This is a genomic window from Sphingobacterium sp. LZ7M1 (assembly GCF_024296865.1).
GTDB lineage: Bacteria > Bacteroidota > Bacteroidia > Sphingobacteriales > Sphingobacteriaceae > Sphingobacterium.
Genome location: NZ_CP101134.1, coordinates 3,981,577 through 4,002,389 on the forward strand (window position 1 = coordinate 3,981,577; position 20,813 = coordinate 4,002,389).

18 protein-coding genes and 1 riboswitch are annotated in these 20,813 nt (G+C 41.4%); of the genes, 6 read left to right on the forward strand and 12 right to left on the reverse strand.

What is annotated here, in order from left to right; genetic code table 11:
- The first annotated feature begins 59 nt into the window (after positions 1-59).
- A riboswitch (TPP riboswitch) is annotated at positions 60-190 on the forward strand.
- A 57-nt stretch (positions 191-247) separates the two neighbouring features.
- From NMK93_RS17085 to NMK93_RS17095, 3 genes are all read left to right on the forward strand, one after another.
- The gene (locus NMK93_RS17085; RefSeq protein ID WP_254529015.1) at positions 248-2,701 is read left to right on the forward strand and encodes a TonB-dependent receptor; all 2,454 of its coding nucleotides are present in this window, start codon (positions 248-250) and stop codon (positions 2,699-2,701) included.
- A gap of 125 nt (positions 2,702-2,826) precedes the next feature.
- Positions 2,827-3,285 carry a D-aminoacyl-tRNA deacylase gene (gene dtd / locus NMK93_RS17090; protein WP_254529013.1) on the forward strand — a complete coding sequence of 153 codons (459 nt, stop codon included), beginning with the start codon at positions 2,827-2,829 and terminating at the stop codon, positions 3,283-3,285.
- A gap of 12 nt (positions 3,286-3,297) precedes the next feature.
- Complete coding sequence (locus tag NMK93_RS17095) at positions 3,298-3,627, forward strand: nucleotide pyrophosphohydrolase (protein ID WP_254529011.1); 330 nt, start codon at positions 3,298-3,300, stop codon at positions 3,625-3,627.
- A gap of 135 nt (positions 3,628-3,762) precedes the next feature.
- Here the strand turns inward: NMK93_RS17095 and NMK93_RS17100 are convergent, their stop codons facing one another.
- Positions 3,763-4,521 carry an endonuclease/exonuclease/phosphatase family protein gene (locus NMK93_RS17100; RefSeq protein WP_254529009.1) on the reverse strand — a complete coding sequence of 253 codons (759 nt, stop codon included), beginning with the start codon at positions 4,519-4,521 and terminating at the stop codon, positions 3,763-3,765.
- 64 nt (positions 4,522-4,585) lie between these two features.
- Here NMK93_RS17100 and ggt point away from each other — a divergent pair, with 64 nt between their 5' ends.
- Positions 4,586-6,280, forward strand: a complete 1,695-nt coding sequence (gene ggt, locus NMK93_RS17105) for a gamma-glutamyltransferase (RefSeq protein ID WP_185213909.1) — start codon at positions 4,586-4,588, stop codon at positions 6,278-6,280.
- A gap of 151 nt (positions 6,281-6,431) precedes the next feature.
- Here the strand turns inward: ggt and cydB are convergent, their stop codons facing one another.
- From cydB to NMK93_RS17125, 4 genes are all read right to left on the reverse strand, one after another.
- Entirely contained in the window at positions 6,432-7,502 is a 1,071-nt protein-coding gene (cydB, locus tag NMK93_RS17110; RefSeq protein WP_185213908.1) for a cytochrome d ubiquinol oxidase subunit II, read from the reverse strand.
- 3 nt (positions 7,503-7,505) lie between these two features.
- Positions 7,506-8,846 (reverse strand): cytochrome ubiquinol oxidase subunit I, encoded by a 1,341-nt coding sequence (locus NMK93_RS17115; RefSeq protein WP_254529007.1) that lies wholly within the window; start codon positions 8,844-8,846, stop codon positions 7,506-7,508.
- Between the two features lie 151 nt (positions 8,847-8,997).
- Entirely contained in the window at positions 8,998-10,320 is a 1,323-nt protein-coding gene (gene rmuC, locus NMK93_RS17120; RefSeq protein WP_254529005.1) for a DNA recombination protein RmuC, read from the reverse strand.
- 26 nt (positions 10,321-10,346) lie between these two features.
- Positions 10,347-11,534: a formimidoylglutamase gene (locus NMK93_RS17125; protein ID WP_254529004.1), complete on the reverse strand. Its 1,188-nt coding sequence runs from the start codon at positions 11,532-11,534 to the stop codon at positions 10,347-10,349.
- A gap of 111 nt (positions 11,535-11,645) precedes the next feature.
- Between NMK93_RS17125 and NMK93_RS17130 the strand changes: the two genes are divergently transcribed.
- Both NMK93_RS17130 and NMK93_RS17135 read left to right on the forward strand, forming a co-directional pair.
- A complete protein-coding gene (locus NMK93_RS17130; protein WP_185217361.1) occupies positions 11,646-12,611 on the forward strand; it encodes an NAD-dependent epimerase/dehydratase family protein in 966 nt (321 codons plus the stop codon).
- Positions 12,612-12,634: 23 nt separating this feature from the next.
- The gene (locus NMK93_RS17135) at positions 12,635-13,930 is read left to right on the forward strand and encodes an HAD-IB family phosphatase (protein WP_185213903.1); all 1,296 of its coding nucleotides are present in this window, start codon (positions 12,635-12,637) and stop codon (positions 13,928-13,930) included.
- Positions 13,931-14,230: 300 nt separating this feature from the next.
- Here the strand turns inward: NMK93_RS17135 and NMK93_RS17140 are convergent, their stop codons facing one another.
- The 7 genes from NMK93_RS17140 to NMK93_RS17170 all read right to left on the reverse strand — a co-directional run bounded on the left by NMK93_RS17140 (position 14,231) and on the right by NMK93_RS17170 (position 20,703).
- The gene (locus NMK93_RS17140; RefSeq protein WP_254529003.1) at positions 14,231-14,800 is read right to left on the reverse strand and encodes a 5-formyltetrahydrofolate cyclo-ligase; all 570 of its coding nucleotides are present in this window, start codon (positions 14,798-14,800) and stop codon (positions 14,231-14,233) included.
- Between the two features lie 71 nt (positions 14,801-14,871).
- On the reverse strand, positions 14,872-15,432 hold the full coding sequence (gene efp, locus NMK93_RS17145) for an elongation factor P (RefSeq protein ID WP_185213901.1): 561 nt from the start codon (positions 15,430-15,432) through the stop codon (positions 14,872-14,874).
- Between the two features lie 69 nt (positions 15,433-15,501).
- Entirely contained in the window at positions 15,502-16,122 is a 621-nt protein-coding gene (locus NMK93_RS17150) for an ATP-binding cassette domain-containing protein (RefSeq protein ID WP_254529002.1), read from the reverse strand.
- Positions 16,123-16,141: 19 nt separating this feature from the next.
- Positions 16,142-16,936, reverse strand: a complete 795-nt coding sequence (gene lpxA / locus NMK93_RS17155; protein ID WP_185213899.1) for an acyl-ACP--UDP-N-acetylglucosamine O-acyltransferase — start codon at positions 16,934-16,936, stop codon at positions 16,142-16,144.
- Between the two features lie 10 nt (positions 16,937-16,946).
- The gene (locus tag NMK93_RS17160) at positions 16,947-18,341 is read right to left on the reverse strand and encodes a bifunctional UDP-3-O-[3-hydroxymyristoyl] N-acetylglucosamine deacetylase/3-hydroxyacyl-ACP dehydratase (protein ID WP_185213898.1); all 1,395 of its coding nucleotides are present in this window, start codon (positions 18,339-18,341) and stop codon (positions 16,947-16,949) included.
- A gap of 40 nt (positions 18,342-18,381) precedes the next feature.
- Positions 18,382-19,419 carry a UDP-3-O-(3-hydroxymyristoyl)glucosamine N-acyltransferase gene (gene lpxD, locus NMK93_RS17165; RefSeq protein ID WP_185213897.1) on the reverse strand — a complete coding sequence of 346 codons (1,038 nt, stop codon included), beginning with the start codon at positions 19,417-19,419 and terminating at the stop codon, positions 18,382-18,384.
- 21 nt (positions 19,420-19,440) lie between these two features.
- Positions 19,441-20,703: an HD domain-containing protein gene (locus tag NMK93_RS17170; RefSeq protein WP_185217363.1), complete on the reverse strand. Its 1,263-nt coding sequence runs from the start codon at positions 20,701-20,703 to the stop codon at positions 19,441-19,443.
- Positions 20,704-20,813 lie beyond the last annotated feature (110 nt).

Sequence of the window (20,813 nt, forward strand, 5' to 3'; positions counted from 1 at the left end):
ACGAATTTGTTACAATAATATTTAAATTTTGTTTTATTTATCCAAAAGGCTAGCTTTGCGCTATCGAATAGGGGTGCCTTGTTGAAAAACACGAACAAAGGCTGAGATTATACCCTGTATTTCAAGTGATTACAAGAAATACATACCTGATCTGGATAATGCCAGCGTAGGGAAAGGGCGGTTAAATAGAACTTGTTGTGACCCCTTACAGCAAGAAAGTTTAACTCTTTAAAACATTTTTTTTATTATGTTTAACAAGCTTTGGGCAACTTTAGCCTTATGTTTGCTAGTACTTGCGAGCTTTGCTCAACAAAACTTCACTGTTAGGGTTTTAGACAAATCTGGAGCACCTGCAGATGCCGCAACTGTGTCCATCGACGGACAATCCAAATCCACCAATAAAGACGGAATTGTCGTTTTTGACAATCTAAGCACAGGCTTTCATGACTTAAAAATTTCTTTTATTGGTTATAAATCCGAGATTTTAAGAATAAATCCGAAAAATCAAGCTAATTTTTCCATTCAATTAAAAGACAACGTGTATGAATTCGAGGAAGTTTATGTAACAGCAACACGTGCGAAAGAAAATTCCGCGACTACTTTTAAAACCATCAATAAGGAAGACATCAAGAAAAACAACCTCGGACAGGATATTCCATATCTCCTGGACCAAACCCCTGGCGTCGTTATAGGTTCTGATGCCGGTGCTGGAATCGGATATACAAATATGACTATCCGTGGATCCGACAATGAACGTATCAATGTCACTTTGAATGGTATCCCATTGAACAACCCCGAAAGCATGGGATCCTTCTTTGTAAACCTTCCTGATTTTGCCTCAAGTACAGAGAGCATTCAGATTCAACGTGGTATCGGAACATCGACCAATGGCCCTGCTGCTTTTGGAGCCTCTTTAAACTTCCAGACCGACGCCCTGGAAACAAAGCCCTACCTAGAGTTCAACAACTCCTTTGGTTCCTATAATTCTTGGAAAAACACCCTAAAAGCTGGGTCAGGACTGATCAGCAATAAATTCGCATTTAATGCTAGGTTATCTAGGATCTCTTCGGATGGCTATGTAGATAGAGCTTCCTCCAATTTAAAATCTTTTTATGTTGATGCAGGAATGTATACTGATAAACATACCTTGAAAGCCACTGTGTTCTCAGGTAAGGAAAAAACTTACCAAGCTTGGTACGGCCTTGCCGAACCATTATTCACTGGCAATAAAGAAAGGATTGAGGAGTACGCCGATAACCTTTGGTTGTTCGACCAAGAGCGTGAGAGATTCTTAAATGGAGATCGAAAATACAACTACTATACTTACGACAATCAGACGGACAACTATACGCAGACGCATGCCCATCTGAATTACTCCTACCGCCCTTCTGAAAAAATGACCTTCAATACGGCGCTTCACTATACCCGCGGTGCAGGATATTATGAAGAATTCAGACCATTGGATGGACTAGACCATTATGGAATTGATCCAGTAGTGGCAAACGGCAATACAATTAAAGATACCGATTTGATAAGGAGAAGGTGGTTGGACAATCATTTCTATGGCTTGACCTATTCCCTGCTCTATAAGCCATCCAACAACCTGAACTTCACTTTCGGTGGTGCTTACAACCAATACAAAGGCGATCACTATGGAGAAGTAATTTGGGCAGATCAAGTCCCACAGGATAAACTCAATGACAGATACTACTTTAGCCATGCCAATAAAAATGACTTCAACTTTTACGCAAAGGCAGATTATAGAGTAGAAAACTTCCTTTTCAATCTGGATGTCCAGTACAGGAACATTGTTTATAATGGAAAAGGTGATGATGATAAGATAAAGGACTTCACGTTTGAGGACACCCACAACTTTATCAACCCCAAAGCAGGCGTTACATATTTCTTGAGCGGCAATTCCAACCTATACGCTTCTTACGCCTTTGCGAGCAAAGAGCCTACTAGAAACGATTACGTAGAAAACCCAATAGGTGCAATTCCGAAGACAGAGAAGATGCAGGATATTGAGGCTGGATACCGCTACAGAGACGAAAACATCAATATAGGAGCAAACCTATATGCCATGCTTTACAAAGACCAGTTGATACCAACCGGAGCATTGAACGATGTGGGTTCAGCGGTAAGGATAAATGTGGACAAAAGCTATCGAATGGGATTTGAGCTTGATGGAAGTTGGAAAATCCATCCTAAATTCATTTGGTCAGCAACCGCAGCTTTATCGCAAAACAAGATTAAAAACTTTGTAGAAAACATCCCTGTTTATAGTGACGATTTCGATTTTGTAAAGTATGATTTGATCACGCATGAAACTACGGATATTGCAAAATCACCAGCTGCGGTCTTATCTAATAATTTCACCTATAAACCGATTGAATCATTAAGTTTCAGCTTTTTGAGCAAATACATCTCGAGGATTTACCTAGACAATACCTCCGAAGTGAACAGAAGCATCGCTCCATCCTTCGTCAACAATTTCCAGGCTATCTATTCATTCTCTGTATTTGGCCTTAAAAACGTAGACTTAAACCTGATGATCAACAATATCTTCAACGAAAAGTATGCAACCTCAGGTTATACATATAGCATGATCATGGAATCTGTAGGAAAGAGAGATTATTTCAATTTCTACTATCCGCAGGCGGAAACTAATGCCATGCTAGGATTAAATATTAGATTTTAATAGTACCAAACCCCACAGAAGATGTCCTTTCGTTCATTCGGAAGGGCATTTTCGCTTTTTGGCGTTTTGAAATCCGATTGCCCAATTGATTTTGCCAATAACGAATTAAATAATACTTTTAAGCCATGCGAGCAGTAATTCAAAGAGTGACACATGCATCCTGTACGGTAGACGATCAGATTACAGGACAAATTGAAGATGGTTTACTCGTTCTTTTGGGTGTAGAAGAAGAGGATTCAAAAGAAGACCTTCAATGGTTGGGACAGAAAATAGTCAATCTGAGGATATTTTCAGACGAACAAGGCTTAATGAACAAATCCGTTCAGGATATCCAAGGCAACATCCTATTGATCTCCCAATTTACCTTATTTGCTCAGACCAAGAAAGGGAATCGCCCTTCCTTTATCCGCGCTGGCAAGCCCGACAAGGCAAAACCTATGTATGAGGAAATGGGAAAGTATCTATCAAGCCTTCTGGGAAAGGAAGTACAAATGGGGATTTTCGGCGCTGATATGAAAATCGACCTCCGAAACGATGGTCCAGTTACCATTATCATGAATACTAAAGACAAAGACAACTTCTAAACACATACTAATATGACAATCAAAGAAGCTCAGGAAATTGTAGACAAATGGATCAGTACCACTGGAGTTCGTTACTTCAACGAACTGACCAATACGGCCATGTTAATGGAAGAAGTTGGCGAGGTAGCCCGCATCATGGCCAGAAAGTACGGTGAACAGTCTTTTAAAAAATCAGATGAGGAAGTCAACCTAGCAGATGAAATGGCCGATGTACTCTTCGTTCTGATCTGCCTAGCGAATCAGACCGGAATAGACCTGACCTCTGCACTAGAAAAAAACCTTGACAAGAAAAATATGCGCGATGCAGATCGCCATAAAAATAATGAGAAGCTGAAGAAATAGTATTGAGATGTGAGAATTGAGAATTGAGATATTCAGCGTCAAGATACCTGTACATCATTTAAATAAGCTCTTGGGATTATTAATGGGAAGCAAACGTTGTCTCACATCTCATATCTCATGTCTCACATCTCCTCCTTATTTAAACTCAATCTCCGCATACAAAGGCAAATGATCTGAAGCATACTCTTCTTTGATCACTTGATACTTTTTCCAATTAAAATCCTGATTCTTTAGCACCATGATATAATCGATTTCATTCTTTGTATTAACATTCGGAGAAGTAGGCTGATTGGATATCGTATTTCTAACAAAATATTTTTCAAGGATCTGAATCGGTTTAGACTCCGGTTTTGCATTCAAATCCCCAACCAAGATCAATGGTTTTTTATATAGCTCACCAAGTTCATTAATGAATTCCGCTTGCGCGATCCTGTTCTCTTCCTTCAGGTCCAGATGCGTATTTGCCAATGAAACGACCTTTCCTCCAGGCAACTCTACATCTACAATCGCCAAAGAACGATTTTCACTTTTCACCGGCATAGGAAGATCATACCTCCTTTTACCTACGATCTTATGTTTACTCAAGATCAAAATGCCATAATAGCCTTTCTCCAGGTCGATTCCTTTAGAGAAGAAATATTCAGTTCCAGTAAGTTCTGCCAGTTTCTCTGCCTGGTTTACCATTTCCGAACGTGAGACGTTGATATCAACTTCCTGGATACCGATAATATCTGCATTCGCATCATTGATAACCTTTGCGATAGCTTCAATATCAATTTTCCCAGGAGTGGAAGGTGGATTGGCATGGTGAATATTGTAGGTCAGGATTTTTACGGTTTGCGCTTTCAGTTGCATGGACACAAAAAGCAATAGGATCAGGCTCAGTATTCGCATAATTAAAAATTTGATTGAAGTTAATATAATTCATCTAATAATACCAATTTATTATCTTAGCGACATGAAAAAACCTAATTTGATTTATTTATTCTTAATCGTCTTTTTTCTGGGCTCTTGCTCAGTTAATCAACAGACTGCTTCCAACCAAACCGAGTATGAAAATGGAGCAGTTGTGACGGCTCACCCGATTGCTTCAGAGGTGGGAGTAGAGATCTTAAAAAAGGGCGGAAATGCTGTTGATGCAGCAATTGCTGTAAAATTTGCTCTAGCAGTAGTCTACCCTAACGCTGGAAACCTTGGGGGAGGTGGATTTATGGTATTTCGTGGAAGAGATGGTTCGGTATCATCCCTTGACTTCCGCGAAAAAGCACCTCAGAAAGCTTCCAGAGACATGTACTTGGACAAAGATGGAAACCCTATTACCGACCTAAGTCTTTACGGACAATTGGCCTCTGGTGTACCGGGATCTGTTGCCGGGATGGATGCTGCCTACAAAAAATATGGCACTATCGCTTGGAAAGACTTAGTTCAACCGGCCATCGACCTAGCAACAAAAGGCTTCCCGATCACCAAACAACAGGCTGGCGAATTCAACCGCTACAAAGCCCGCTTCCAAAAATTCAATCCTGATGGTGCTGCAATCATCCGCGACACGGAATGGAAAGAAGGCGACCTATTCGTACAAACTGAATTGGCTGAAACCTTGAAGCGAATTGCAGAACAAGGACGTGATGGCTTCTATAAGGGACAAACTGCCGAATACATCGTTGCAGAAATGAAACGTGGCAATGGTATCATCAGCTTAAAGGACCTTGAAGATTATCAGGCAAGCTGGAGAGACCCTATTGTAGGTAAGTACAAAAACTATAAAGTGATTTCTATGCCTCCTCCTTCTAGCGGTGGTGTGGCATTAATGGCACTATTGCAGTCCGTTGAGAAATACCCGCTTGCAAAATGGGGATTCCAGCATGACAGTACCGTACGTGCAATGGTCGAGGCTGAACGCCGTGTGTATGCAGACAGAGCTACCCACTTAGGTGATCCTGACTTTTACCGCGTACCGATCGCAAACCTGACCGACGCCAAGTTCAACCAGGACCGTATGGCTAAGGTAAACTTGGATAAAGCTACCCCTAGCGATCAGGTAAAAGCTGCCAAGTTCCCAGGTTACGAATCTGAAGAGACTACCCACTACAGCATCGTTGACAAGAATGGCAATGCCGTTTCCTTGACCACAACCATCAACGGTTCTTACGGATCATGTGTTTGGGTAGATGGTGCAGGATTCCTATTGAACAACGAAATGGATGACTTCTCCGTAAAGCCAGGTTCACCAAACATGTACGGCCTTCTAGGTGGTAAAGCAAATTCCATCGAACCCGGAAAAAGAATGCTTAGCGCCATGACACCAACCATCATCGAAGAAGATGGAAAACTGAAAATGGTTGTTGGTACGCCAGGTGGATCCACGATCATCACTTCGGTATTCCAAACCATCTTAAACGTATTGGAATTCGACATGACTGCACAAGAATCCGTGTCAGCAGCCCGTTTCCACCACCAATGGCAACCCGACGTAATCGACGTTGAAGAAAAAGCAATCAACGACAAAACTCGTCAAAGCCTTGAAGAGGACGGTTACAAAATCAATAAAAGAGGTGCTATCGGCCGCGTAGAAAACATCGTTATCCTCAAAAACGGAAAACTCCAAACCGGAGCCGACCATAGAGGCGATGACCAAGCGAGGGGATACTAAATCGTAGATATTAGAATTGAGATGTGAGATTTGAGATAGAATAACTATCAAAAATTTCATATCTCATTTAAATTTACATCCTCCTTTAAATCTTCAAAAACTACTCGTTTGAAGGTTCTCAAATCTCATATCTCCCATCTCACATCTAGCCCTAATGATACCCCACATCATCCAGCTTACCTTTAAATACCCTAAATTGGATGATAAAGTAAATAACTACCAGCAGGAAGGCTATCACGAACCAATATAGACCCACGGATAGGCCATATTCATGGCCGGCGACATTGTAGACCGTTAGGGACGGATTGACAGAATTGGTTGATGGCAGTACATTTGGGAAGAGTGAAGCAACGGTCGTTGCAAAGCTCCCTAGGATAAATAAGGTAGAGAAAAGAAATCCCATACCATCTTTCTTAAATTTCTTGATCCAGAACTGACCAATCAAACCTACTCCAGCGATTACAGGAAAAATCCATAACCAGGCATGTCCGATTAGGTTATTGAGTGGAAATGGTTTTACATATTGCCATAACCCTGCTGTTAGGACCACTAAAAAAGCAAGGGCAATATTCAATTTGAAAATGATGCCTTTCAACCTTTGGTTCAAGCCAGTAGAGGTTTTGAGAATAATCCAGTTGGCGCCATGAATGGTAAGCGTAAATACAGAAACAATACCCAATAAAATCGTAAACCAGTCAATGATTCCGTGAACATCAGACATAGGGTCTAATGTTGGATTCCATAATTGCAGGAAGAAATAATGGGGTTCTTGTGTGGACACGCCATTCTCCACCATGCCTAGGTTCACTCCACGCACCACGTTTCCCAATGCAGCCCCAAAGAACAGGGCCAGAAACAGACTCGCCATGCCAAATGCCTTCTCCCAAAACCTTTCCCACAATTTATTGTGGATCTGCCCACGAAGCTCCAAACCAACGGCCCTAAAGATCAAAAACCATAATACCAGCATCAGTGGCAAATAGAACCCACTGAATGCCGAAGCATATAAAGTAGGAAATGCGAAAAACAGAACACCTCCCGATGCAATCAACCAAACCTCATTGGCATCCCAAAAAGGACCGATTGCATTGCGGATGGCTGCCCGCTCCTCATCGGTTTTTGCAAATAATAAATGAACAATACCAGCTCCAAAATCATATCCATCCAGCACCACGTACATGCCCAACATAAAGACCAAAATGATAAACCAAAACATTTCCATAAGCTATGATTTTAGTGCTAAATTAGTTTCAGGACCTTTTCTGATGATCTTCAATACCAACATCAAGAACAACAGACCCAATAAAATATACAGCCCTACAAACCCCAATAAGGTAAACAGGGTGTTTCCTGAAGAAACCGTAGGAGAAACTCCATCGACCATCCGCATCAGGTTGAAGACCAACCAAGGCTGTCTGCCCAATTCTGCAGTGTACCACCCTGCCGTATTGGCGATATAAGGAAATGGAATCATGAACATCAATATCCATAATACCCATTTCGTTTGAAATAGCTTTTTCCGCCACAGCAGGAATGCAGCAATCATCATGATTCCAATAAAGATGGTCCCTAAACCAGCCATGATATGATAACTGTAATATAGTCCAGGAACGTTTGTCGGATGGATATCTTCATCAAATTCATTGAGCCCTTGAATGGTGGCATCCCAACGTTGATAGGTCAAGAAACTCAAAACCTTAGGGACAGCAATCTTATTGTCCAGCTTTTTGTTCTCCATATCGGGTTGTCCAATCAAAATTATCTCTGAACCACCGGTTTCAGTTTCAAAGATCCCTTCCATCGCGGCGAAAGTAGCGGGCTGGTGCTTCACCACATTCTTTGCTAACATATCCCCAGTTGGAAAGGCTACAGCAATCGAGGCAATCAAACCAAAAACAACGCCCGTCTTTAAGAAGATCTTTCCATATTCCGCATGCAGGTTGCTCAACAGATAGAACGCCCCAACAGCCGATACAAAGAATGCTGAAGTGACTAATGAACCGGCCTGATTATGCAAATAAGAAGGAAGTAACCAAGGATTAGTAAATAGAGCAGAAAAATTATTGAGCACAAATTTTCCGTTTTCCAGGATCTCATAGCCTACTGGATGCTGCATCCAGGAATGGGTCGCCAGAATCAAGTATCCCGAGGCCCAAGAGCCTATAAAGACCATCAATCCCGCCACAAAATGGAGCTTATGCCCCAAGAGCTTCTCCCCAAAAATAAACATCCCTAGAAAGGAGGACTCCAAGAAAAAGGAGAACATCCCTTCCATTGCCAAGGTCTGGCCAATTATCCCACCAGTCAATTCCGAAAACTTCGCCCAATTTGTCCCGAACTGAAACTCCATCGGAATCCCAGTAACCACCCCCATCGCAAAATTCAGTGCAAAGATCTTCATCCAAAACTTGGAAGCATCATTATAGATGATGTTATTGGTCCTCAAAAATCTCCATTTGAAATAAACGATCATGAGTGAAAGACCCATGGTCAATTGCGGAAAGAGGTAGTGAAAGGTAATGGTAAATGCGAATTGCAGGCGGTTGTAGAGGATCATATCTTCCATTAGACAATCTGTTTTGTGGTCGAACTTTCCTTAAAATTAAGGCATTACAACTGCAAATCAAACAAATATTAATAAAATACCATATTTGCCTGAATTAAGTCTTTTTGATGAAAGTTTCTTAGCTGAATACGTCAACAGGATTCCATTGAAGTTAATCTTCGAGGTATTTATCCCCTATCTGTTTATTGGCCTTAGCGCCAAGTGTCTTTAACTGTTCTATTTTCCGAATCACATTTCCAGAGCCTGAACTGAGCTTCTTCATGGCCTCATCATGCTTGTCTGCGGCTTTTTGGATCATCCCCTGAAGCTGATCCATATCATTCAGGAAACCAACAAACTTATCATACAACAAACCTGCTTCCTTAGCGATCTCCAGGACATTCCTGTTCTGCCTTTCCTGTTTCCAAACACTGGCGATTGTCCTCAAAGTGGCCAATAGAGTCGAAGGGCTCACGATCACCACGCGTCTATCCCATGCCTCACTGAAGAGTTCTGGTTTAAAGTTTACCGCTAGGCTTAAGGAAGACTCAATTGGGATGAACAGCAAAACAAAATCTGGCGATTGTATGCCATATAGCGAATGGTAATCCTTGGCCGATAGTTCCCTAACATGGTTCTCGATGGATTGTACATGCTGTTTAACAAATATTAACCGATCCTCCTCGGTATCTGCATTTACAGCTCGTTCATAGGCTACCAATGATAATTTGGCATCGACAATCAAATGCTTCTCATCGGGTAAATAGATCACGGCATCAGGTTGAAACCTTCTGCCATCCGCCTCCTGAACAGAAGCCTGAAGCTTATATTCTTGGTCCTTGATCAGACCCGAACGTTCCAATACTCGCTCTAAAATAACCTCGCCCCAATTCCCTTGCTTCTTATTGTCCCCTTTCAGCGCCCTGGCCAAGTTATTTGCCTCATCCTTGATCTGTACGCTCTGTTGCATCAATTGTTCCACTACGCCCTTCAGAACATTGCGCTCAGCCGATTCCTGCTGATAGGACTTCTCCACCTTCTCCTCAAAGGTTTTGATCTTCTCTTTTAAGGGATCCAATACCTGCGAAATATTCTGCTGGTTCAACTGCGTAAACTTGAAAGATTTTTCTTCCAAAATCTTATTGGCCATGACCTGAAACTCATTGTTGAACTGGGCTTTCATGTTTTCCATTTCCTGCCTTTGCTCAGCAAATTTCTCCTGTTGGGCCTGTAGGTAAGCATTCGTCCCTTCCAAACTCCGCTCTACAGTTTGTCTCGCCAAGCTTTCTTCCCGCAGTTCACTGTACAGGCGGTCTCGATCGGCAATCAAGATCTTTTCACGCTCCTGAATTTTGGCAAATTCCAATTGGAGGTCTTTGGTAGCATCCTGCAGCCTATTATGCTCTTCCCTAGACACAGCCCTTGCGTTGCGCCAAATAAGAAAGGCACAGATAGCAACAAGGACGATAAGGGAAACAAGATAGACGACTTCCACGCTATTCAGATTGATAAACTATATGATTACTGTAGTTTCTGATGGGTTTTCCACCATAGATCCGGCATTTCACCAGCAACTGCCATTTGATAATCCTCATAACGGCATGGCACTAGGTAAAAACGTTCATTGACAGATTTGGAGCCAAAGTATGGAACTTGCATCCACCAACGGTCAGACTTTTTGCTCTTCACAAAAACCAACTCATAATCCTCTGCTTCCAAAGTGGTTCTGTAGATGATATAATTAGATTTAGGATACATCGGAGCATCCTTTTTACGGCTATAGAACCCATCGATGAAACACCAGATCATCTGGGCGATCAGCATGCCGGTCTGGCCCATGGGATCAAAGGTCGGGTTGTATTCATAGATTCCAAAAGAACTGCATTTATCGGACATGCCAGCATATCTTGACAATTGACAGGCCTCATCACCATATAATCCATTAGGCCCTGCATTTGCATTTCCGCAAGCTTCTGAAGCACGAATGGCACCAATGTCAAAACTGACCATATCCGCCGAACGGATAATAGGCTCTGCTTGGTCCAGCTTGCCCGAAAAGCTTCCCAATCGCATCGCATTGAAAAACAATTTATCATACATATTGATCGACTCTTTGCTCACTAGATAGGTCTGAAATCCAATATTGCTAAGATTGAACAAATAATCTGGCTGATGTAAGATCAAATGGTTAAGATAGGTCTGTGAATTCAAAGGCATATCCTCGGCATTCTCCTGATCCAGATCAAACCTAGAATCGATGACCGCAACATCTACACGTTGCTCCAGATTCTCATACGATGTATACTGCGCATAGGTCAGATCCTGTCCGCCGCCAATCAGTATAGGAAGGATATCTTTTTTCATCAATTCTTCCATTACCAATTTTACGGCCACGTAGGTGTCCTTTACCGTTGCTCCTGCTCTAATATTCCCCAGGTCGGCGATCTTCACGGTGTAATCCCCTTGATAGAGATCGTAAAGATGCTTGCGGACCATGTCCGGTGCTTTTTGCGTACCGTTGTTGTTGACTGCTGACCGTCCCTCTTCTACACCAAAAATAGCAATCTGCGGATAGCCTGTTTCCTCATCCCATTGCGGAAATACATCCGTATATTTTTCGATGGAATGACCGAATTGTGAGTTGTAATATTCTGTTGGAAGACCTAATTCTTTTAGGGAGATGGGTGATAAAAAATCAGCTAAAGTCATATTGATTGTCTAATTCCTCAAATTTTATTGAGTTTATCCTATTGTATTTAGCAAATATGCATTTATTAACTTACTTTTGAACTACATAATTTTTCAACAATAAGTTAGGAAGTGATATTAGTAACAGGCGGAACAGGTTTTTTAGGGTCTACGTTATTGCAGTACCTCATTGATGAGGGGCATAGTGTGATTGCTTTGAAAAGATCGACCTCCATTATTCCTGACCCCTTAAAGTCCTCATCACTCATCCAATGGGTGGATGCTGAAATAACAGATTATTTCGCCCTCGAAGACATTATCCCTAAAGTCGATCAAGTTTACCACTGTGCAGCCAAGGTTTCTTACCAAAAGGAAGATGCCGCTGAGATCATTGACACAAACGTTGAGGGTACCAAACACATTGTCAATCTCTGCCTGGAACACCAAAAAAGATTGCTCCACGTCAGTTCGATTGCCGCTTTGGGATTCAGCAAAAAAGGACTTCCGGTAACCGAAAATGACAAATGGGAATTTAACCCTAAGATCTCCAAATATTCTTTGGCGAAGTACGAAAGCGAAATGGAAGTCTGGAGAGGGGTCGCCGAAGGTCTGGACGCCGTAATTGTCAATCCTTCCGTTATCATGGGTATTGGATGGGGCGAAAAAGGCTCCCGTGCCATTTTCAACATGGTAAATAAAGGTAACAAGATCTATCCTTTGGGTTCTGTCGGAATCGTCGATGTTTCCGATGTGGCAAAGATCATGATCCTACTGATGAATTCTGATATTTCCGGCCAAAGGTTTATCCTCAATGCTGAGAATATCAGTAACCAAGACTTGCTGACCAAGATCAGTGAATTGATGAACAAGCCCGCACCACACATCAAGGCAACCTCGCTGATGCTTTCCGTAGCATGGCGTTTAGCAAAATTAGGTGCTGCGATCAGTGGGAAGAAACCTGCCCTGACCAAAGAGTCTGCTCGCGCAGCAAACAGTAAATTACAATACGACAATTCCAAAATAAAGGAAACGTTGGGCTATACATTTAAACCTCTGGATCAAACCCTAAGAGAAGTATGTGAAGCCTATTATTTATAGCAACAATCTAAACAAAACATACAGTGAAAAACTATTACATCATAGACTTCGATAGCACTTTCACCCAAGTCGAAGCCCTAGACGAATTAGCAAGGATATCCTTAGAAAACCATCCTGACCAAGAGAAAATTTACAACGAAATCGAGCGCTTCACCAATTTGGCTATGGAAGGCAAGATTTCTTTCCGTGAAAGCTTGGCTGGACGTGTAAGTTTATTGCAGGCTAATCGCCAACATTTGGACAAACTGATCGCTCATCTAAAAAAGAAAGTTTCCAAATCTTTCAGTAGAAACAAAGACTTCTTTAGGGAGAATTCAGACACCGCTTGGATCGTTTCCGGTGGGTTCAAGGAATTTATTACCCCTGTAGTCAGTCCGTACCATATCAAAAAAGAAAACATCTACGCCAATACCTTCAAATTTGACGCTGATGGGAATATCATCGGTTATGACGAAGCCAACCCCCTATCGGATGAAGGAGGAAAGGTAAAGCTCTTAAAACAGCTCAATATCGAAGGTCGGATCTTTGGAATCGGTGATGGATATTCAGACTTCCAATTAAAAGAATCAGGCTTGATCGAAAAGTTCTATGCCTTTACCGAGAACATTTCCAGGCAATCGGTAACTGATAAAGCGGATCATATCGCACCAAGTTTTGACGAATTCCTATATGTGAATGACCTCCCTAGAGCTATCTCCTACCCAAAGAACAGAATCTTATGTCTTATTGTAGGTGATGTCCCTGAAATTGCTGCGCATATCTTGAAAAGAGATGGATTCTCCATCCGTGTCAAGGAGACATTGGAAGAGAAATATGTGAAGGACGTTGGCATGTTATTGTTGGGTAACGGAGAAACCATAGCAGATGATGTACTATCAAGAGCAGATAAATTAAAGACCATCGGCTATCTAGGCGATGTGAAGGGACATATCTCAAAAGCTATCTGTACGGAAAAAGGAATTGTGGTTTTTGACGACAAAAAGAACAAAAAACGAAATGCGGAATTTATCCCTCGCCGTATGGCTGACTTCATCAACAATGGTGATACAGATCAAAGCAGGAATTTCCCTAACCTAACCCTACCGGGCTTAACAAGGGCGCACCGTCTACTGCACATCCATAAGAACGTCCCTGGTATCATGGCGCAGATCAACAAGATCTACGCGGAAAATAATATCAACATCTTTTCTCAATTCTTGATGACTAGAGGTGAAATAGGTTATGCGGTTACAGATATCGATGCTGCTTACGATAAACAAATGCTTAGGCAATTGAAGCAGGTCGATAACACCATAAAATTTAGGATTTTATACAAGTAAAGAAAGTTTTTGTCTAAAAAGCATGGATAAACTAATGTTTTGGGTTTGCCAAAACCGAATGCCGACAATAGCATTACAGGGAGTAAATAACGAAAATTGTTTATTTAGCTTTTTAGACAAACTTTCTTTTATTTTCAGGAAACAACAGACTGAAAATGCCTAGGAGTTCCATCTCCATATTTTCCATTCAAGCCTAGGCTCAAATTAATTTTTGCTATCTATTATTATTTTTAACGCTGTTGCGTATTATAAAATTGTATTTATGTTGCTATTTTTTCTATTAGAGAAAATTAAAGCTTCTTAAAAACAATAAGTTTTTCCGGGAGTAAAAACCAACTCTATAGGAACATCCCATTCCCCAATATCTTCGATTAAATCCACTGGAGAAAAGTAGGAAATCCCTGTCCTTAGGACCGAAGCATTACAGCTGGCAAAAAAACGGTCATAAAAGCCTTTACCATAGCCTATCCGATTCCCAAAATGATCCACGACCAACAGGGGGGCCAAAACAGCTTCAATTTTTCCGGTTTCAATTTCTATTGCCCCTTCTGGCTCTGGAATCCCCCAAGCATTATGGATGAGCTGGGTGTCCGAATTAAAGATGAAATGTTTTAATTGATGGGTTTCAAAATCAGATTTTGAAATTACGATTTGGGTATGGGGATAATGCTCCCAAATCCAATGGATAAACTTGATCGTATCATATTCCTTGAATTTAGCGATGGCCAGGTAACAATGCAAGTAGGTTATCTTGGACCAATCGTAAGAGGTCAATTCCTGGAAAATCAACTGATCCAGCTCAGCCACTTCGGCCGTGGTCAGTTCATTCCGCTTTTGTTTATATGTTGCCCTTAAATCTGCTTTTTTCATGCTTGGATAAAAAAAACGGCCTTGAAGCATGGGAGCTAACAAGACCGAATAATCAACCTAAACCTAAGATCTTATTTTACACGTTCCATGTAATCACCGGTACGTGTATCCACTTTTACTCTATCTCCTTGATTAATGAACAGAGGAACACGGATCTCTACGCCAGTCTCTACAGTAGCATTTTTCAATGCGTTCGTCGAGGTATCACCTTTCACTGCAGGCTCTGTATACGTAATTTCCAATTCCACACTTGCAGGAGTTTGGGCCATAATAGCTTCTTCACTCTCAAATGCCACGATAACGTTCATTCCTTCTTTTAAGAAACGGGCTGAATCACCAAAAAGAACTTTTGGAATATTGAATTGCTCGTAGGTCTCGTTATCCATCACCACGAAAAATTCCCCGTCCTCATATAAATATTGGTAGTCATTGGTCTCTACTCGAGCAATTTCCACCTCTTCATCTGTTCTAAATCTGTATTCTACTAATTTTCCAGTCTTAACATTACGCATTCTTGCTTGATAGAATGCACGCAAGTTTCCTGGGGTACGGTGAATGTATTCCTCTACCGATACTAATTCCCCATTGAAACGAAGTATATTTCCACTCTTAACGTCTGAAGCTTTTGCCATATTTTTAATAATTTCTTTCGCAAAAATATAAAATCTCTTCCATGTTTCCAATGAAAGACCAGTCCTTCCTTACTTATAGCTCATGATCTGCAATTGCTCATCACAGAAGTTATATTCATGCTCTTGATTGGATCCGATTACAAGGATACGATCGGACTTGGTCTTTTCGATCAAGTTCAGGTACCATTGTTCTCCCTCTTTATCTAGATTGCTTGTAGGTTCATCCAAGAATAGCAATTTACTTTGAGAACAACAAGCCAAAATCAATTTAACCCTCTGTTTCATTCCCGATGAAAAATGTCGGATGTCTTTTTCAAAGGTATTTTTCGCAAAGCCTAAGGTATCTTTGATACGAGCCATATCATAACCCGGAAGGTAATCCTTGAACTTGAAATGAAATTCCAACATCTCATTCAACGAAAATTCCTCGATCAACTCAACATAGGGCGCAGCAAGGCTTATCTTTTGAAAAATCTGCTCTATTTGCTGTTCCTGACCTCCTTCTTCAAACTTTAGTGTTCCTTCGCTTGCCGTTAGCGCGCCGGTGATCACTTTGATGAGGGTAGATTTCCCCGATCCATTCGGACCTAGGATAGCATAGCTCTTTCCAAAAGAAAAGGTATAATCGAGATGTCTGAAAATCCATTCCCTATTATACCTCCTACCAATATCTTGTAAAATTATATTCAAATAGTCGTATTGTTTAAATTTATATTCCAGATCGGCCTTGACCAAATCCTTTGACAACTCCTCGGTTAGATGCTCTTACAAAGCCAAGTATCTCATCCCGTATTTCAGTAGCCTTAAATTCTGCCTCGACAATATCCAATGCCTTACCTAAATTACTGTGCTGTACAAAAAGTACCCTATAGATCCCTTGGATCTCATTGATCTGTTCGTTGGTATAGCCTCTTCTTCTCAATCCCACAGAATTGATACCAGCATAGGAAATAGGCTCCCTTGCAGCTTTTATATAAGGTGGGACATCCTTTCTGACCAAGGTACCACCTGTAACAAAGGCATGCGACCCGATCTTACAGAACTGATGTACGGCAACCATACCCGCCAAAACGACATAATCACCTACGGTAATGTGTCCAGCCAAGGTACTTGAATTTGAAAAGATACAGTTATCTCCTACAAAACAATCATGGGCGATATGGCTGTATGCTTGAATCAAACAGTTCTTTCCGATTACGGTACGGTATCTGTCCTTTGTTCCTCTATTGATGGTCACACACTCACGGATGGTCGTATTGTCGCCAATCTCAGCCGTCGTGATCTCACCTTCAAACTTTAAATCCTGAGGTTCCCCAGAGATAACAGCTCCAGGAAAAATCCTGCAATTTTTCCCAATTCGTGCACCATTCATAATGGTTACATTCGAGCCTATCCAAGTTCCCTCGCCTATCTCCACATCCTTATGGATGGTAGAGAACGGCTCAATAACCACATTCTGTGCAATCTTTGCCTCAGGATGTATATATGATAATGGTTGAATCATTCTTATTTAATTATCCTTTGACCTTTACTATCTGGGCCATTAATTCTGCTTCACTTACCACCTTGTCACCTACCATACCAACTCCTTTCATCCTCGCAATTCCTCTTCGGATTGGCTCCAATAACTCACAAGTGAAAATTACGGTATCCCCTGGCACTACTTGGTTCTTGAATCTCGCATTCTCGATCTTCAGGAACAAGGTCAACCAGTTTTCTGGGTCTGGGACAGTATTCAACACCAAGATCCCCCCTGTTTGGGCCATTGCTTCAATTTGCAATACCCCTGGAAATAATGGTGCGCCTGGAAAATGACCCATGAAAAGATCCTCGTTCATCGTTACGTTCTTCAATCCTACCACGTGGGTCTGCGACAGTTCCAGGATCTTGTCGATCATCAAGAATGGCTGACGATGTGGTAAAATATTCATGATTTGAACCGTATCGTAAACCGGAGGCGTATTCGGGTCATAAACTTTTACATTCTTTTTGTTCTTTTCACGCTTGATCTGCCCTTTTATACGTTTGGCAAATGCTACGTTGGCCGCATGTCCAGGACGCGCTGCCATAATATGTCCTTTTATAGGTTTCCCTACTAAAGCCAAATCACCGATCATGTCCAACAGCTTATGTCTAGCTGGCTCATTTTGGTATCGCAAGGATATATTGTTCAAGATACCCTCTTGTGCCACCTCAACACGTTTATGGAAAAGATCCTGCAATTTGTCCAATTCACCTTCCGATACTTCCTTATCTACTATAACGATCGCATTGGACAAATCGCCACCTTTGATCAAGTTTTGGCTTACCAATGCCTCTAATTCATGTAAGAAACAAAATGTACGGGATCCAGCAATCTCCTTGCTGAATTCATCCAAATCACTGATAGAAGCATGTTGACTGCCCAATACTGGGGAATTAAAGTCAATCATACAGGTGATGCGGTAGCCATCAACTGGCATCGCAACAATCTCTACCTTGTTCTCTGGATCGGTATAGTGAATATTATCAGTTACTTCAAAGAAATCACGGTCTGCATCCTGATCTTGAAATCCAACCTCTTGGATCTTCTCGATAAAGATAGCCGAACTTCCGTCCAAGATCGGCACCTCAGGAGCGTCGATCTCAATCAATATGTTATCTAATTGCAAGCCTACCAATGCTGCCATCAAATGTTCGATGGTACTTACAGAAGCGCCGTTTTGAGAAATTGTAGTTCCCCGCGCAGTGTTGCTCACATTATCAACATCTACACTTACAATTGGTTGACCCTCTAAATCTACTCGTTTGAATTTGTACCAGTGGTTTTCTGCAGCTGGTTTCAAAGTCACATTCACTTGTTTACCAGTATGAAGACCCACGCCCGAAAAATGGACGTCAGATTTAATGGTTCTCTGTTTTACATTCATATCTAACATTAGTATTTTGCAAAAAAATTATCTTGTAAAGTTAGCTATTATTTTTTTCATTTAATTGCTTTTCTAACTCCGCAATGCGTTTTTCAAGCTCTGGAAGCTTGGAATAAAGCACCTGCGAACGCAGCTCATTGCTGTATGGAAATGCTGGGCTCCCACCCCATTTCTTATTCTCTTCCAATATCGATCGGTTAATTCCAGATTGGGCCTGAACCTGACTGCCCTTGGCAATGCTGATATGACCAACCACACCTACCTGACCCCCTAATACCACATTCTCGCCAATCTTTGTGCTTCCTGAAATCCCTGTCTGCGCAGCGATAACCGTATTAGACCCTACCTCCACATTATGGGCAATCTGAATCAAGTTGTCCAATTTCACACCTTTCAATATGCGGGTAGAACCTAAGGTTGCTCTATCGATAACCGTATTCGCACCAATCTCTACATCATCTTCTATAATGACATTCCCAATCTGTGGGATCTTCTCATAAGACCCATCTTCTTTGGGTGCAAATCCAAAACCATCACTCCCTATGACTGATCCAGCATGGATGATGACCCGGTTTCCAATGATGCAATCTTTATAAACCTTTACCCCCGGCAGTAAAACACTATGATCTCCAATCTTTACATCATCAGCAATATACACTTGAGGATAGATCTTCACTTGGTTACCAATCACTACATTCTTTCCGATATAGCTGAAAGCTCCTATATATGGATTTTGACCTATGCTTGAACTTTCATGGATAAAAACCTGCTCATCGATTCCACTTCTTTCATTCCTCATCTCATCGTACAGCTTCAACAATTCCGTAAAAGCAGTATATGCATTCTTAACTCGGATAAGAGTGGCCTTCACTGTTTTCTGCAAGGCTAGATCCTCATTGATCACGATGATCCCTGCATCTGTATCGTATATAAAGTGTTCGTACTTCGGATTCGCCAAAAAAGTCAAGCTCTTAGGACCAGCCTCCTCAATTTTGGATAACTGATCGACTAAGGTTTCAGGATTCCCCTCTACCTGTCCTTTTAATAAGGTCGCTATTTGTTCCGCGGTAAATTGCATTAAGTAATACTTGTATTTTAATTATATGTTAACTATCATTTGTTGATCAGAAGAAACCTGTCCTACCTCCTTAGGGTAGGTAATGGCATATTTCTCCACTCTTCTAGATAATGATTCAATATTTGATAGATCTGAAGCTTCAGCTATATCCAATAATTGCCCATCTTTCATCATCACACATATTTTGCTCTCCGATGAATCGTAAGCATTATTTCCAATAACCTGTTGATACAACAAATAATCGAGATCGCCTTCATTCACGTCAAACCGCTCTTTCAGTCTTCCCTTCAATTCCGAAACATATTCTTCAGAAAATGGCGTATTGCTTAATTCCGTGCGGAACAGTTCTCGTCGAACAAGCTTTGAACACAACATACTCAGTATCTGGTCGTCATGATCAGCCCAAATCTTGATCGCTGATAAAATATCCGTGTCATCTAAACGAGTAAACCATTCTAAATGCGACTCATTCGCCAGAAATGTTTCCCTATCGATTTTGTTGTTCAGGAAATGGTCCAATGCCGGTGTTGCAAACAATTTCACCCCTTTGTTGCTCAATTCCTTTGCCCTTGCAAGCGCCTTGATCAGCATCTGCTCGGCCGTGATCACTGTTTTGTGCAGATAAACCTGCCAGTACATCAATCTCCTAGCAATCAGGAACTTTTCTACCGAATAGATCCCTTTTGCCTCTACCACCAGCTCATCATCTTTTACGTTCAGCATTTTGATGATCCTATCAAAAGAAATCACCCCTTCAGAAACACCTGTAAAGAAACTATCTCTGTTTAAGTAGTCCATTCTATCGGTATCAAGTTGGCTTGATACTAACTGGTGCAAGAATTTACGGTGGTATTGATCGTTGAAAATGGTAATGGCTAAATCTAGTCGGCCCGAAAATTCTTCATTCAACTTGTCCATCAGCAACGCTGAAATCAATTCATGCGACACGCCTTCAACCAAGGTATGTTCTAGCGAATGTGAAAAAGGGCCATGCCCTACATCGTGAAGAAGGATGGCGGCAAGTGCAGCTTCTTCTTCCTCTTCCGAAATCATCACATCCTTCCCTCGCAAGGTTTCAATGGCCAAGCTCATCAAGTGCATGGCACCGACAACATGTTGAAAACGAGTGTGCAATGCTCCTGGATAAACCAGATGGGTCATGCTCACCTGCTTGATATAACGCAGTCTTTGTAAGTATGGATGTTGAATCAGGTCATAAATAAACCCTGACGGGATCGTAACAAAACCGTAAACAGGATCATTTATTATTTTCTTCTTGTTCAAATGCCTAAATAGTGATTAAAATCTAGTCTCACCCACATGTACTATACTGTATATTATGGCTAAGATACGGGCAAAGATACATACATGGTACTTAATAAATGTTAAAAAAA

Excerpts from the sequence above, each read along its gene's own strand:
- NMK93_RS17085 (WP_254529015.1), top strand. The coding sequence starts at position 248 with ATGTTTAACAAGCTTTGGGCAACTTTAGCCTTATGTTTGCTAGTACTT.
- dtd (WP_254529013.1), top strand. The coding sequence starts at position 2,827 with ATGCGAGCAGTAATTCAAAGAGTGACACATGCATCCTGTACGGTAGAC.
- NMK93_RS17095 (WP_254529011.1), top strand. The coding sequence starts at position 3,298 with ATGACAATCAAAGAAGCTCAGGAAATTGTAGACAAATGGATCAGTACC.
- NMK93_RS17100 (WP_254529009.1), bottom strand. The coding sequence starts at position 4,521 with ATGCGAATACTGAGCCTGATCCTATTGCTTTTTGTGTCCATGCAACTG.
- ggt (WP_185213909.1), top strand. The coding sequence starts at position 4,586 with ATGAAAAAACCTAATTTGATTTATTTATTCTTAATCGTCTTTTTTCTG.
- cydB (WP_185213908.1), bottom strand. The coding sequence starts at position 7,502 with ATGGAAATGTTTTGGTTTATCATTTTGGTCTTTATGTTGGGCATGTAC.
- NMK93_RS17115 (WP_254529007.1), bottom strand. The coding sequence starts at position 8,846 with ATGGAAGATATGATCCTCTACAACCGCCTGCAATTCGCATTTACCATT.
- NMK93_RS17125 (WP_254529004.1), bottom strand. The coding sequence starts at position 11,534 with ATGACTTTAGCTGATTTTTTATCACCCATCTCCCTAAAAGAATTAGGT.
- NMK93_RS17140 (WP_254529003.1), bottom strand. The coding sequence starts at position 14,800 with ATGAAAAAAGCAGATTTAAGGGCAACATATAAACAAAAGCGGAATGAA.
- efp (WP_185213901.1), bottom strand. The coding sequence starts at position 15,432 with ATGGCAAAAGCTTCAGACGTTAAGAGTGGAAATATACTTCGTTTCAAT.
- lpxA (WP_185213899.1), bottom strand. The coding sequence starts at position 16,936 with ATGATTCAACCATTATCATATATACATCCTGAGGCAAAGATTGCACAG.
- NMK93_RS17160 (WP_185213898.1), bottom strand. The coding sequence starts at position 18,341 with ATGAATGTAAAACAGAGAACCATTAAATCTGACGTCCATTTTTCGGGC.
- lpxD (WP_185213897.1), bottom strand. The coding sequence starts at position 19,419 with ATGCAATTTACCGCGGAACAAATAGCGACCTTATTAAAAGGACAGGTA.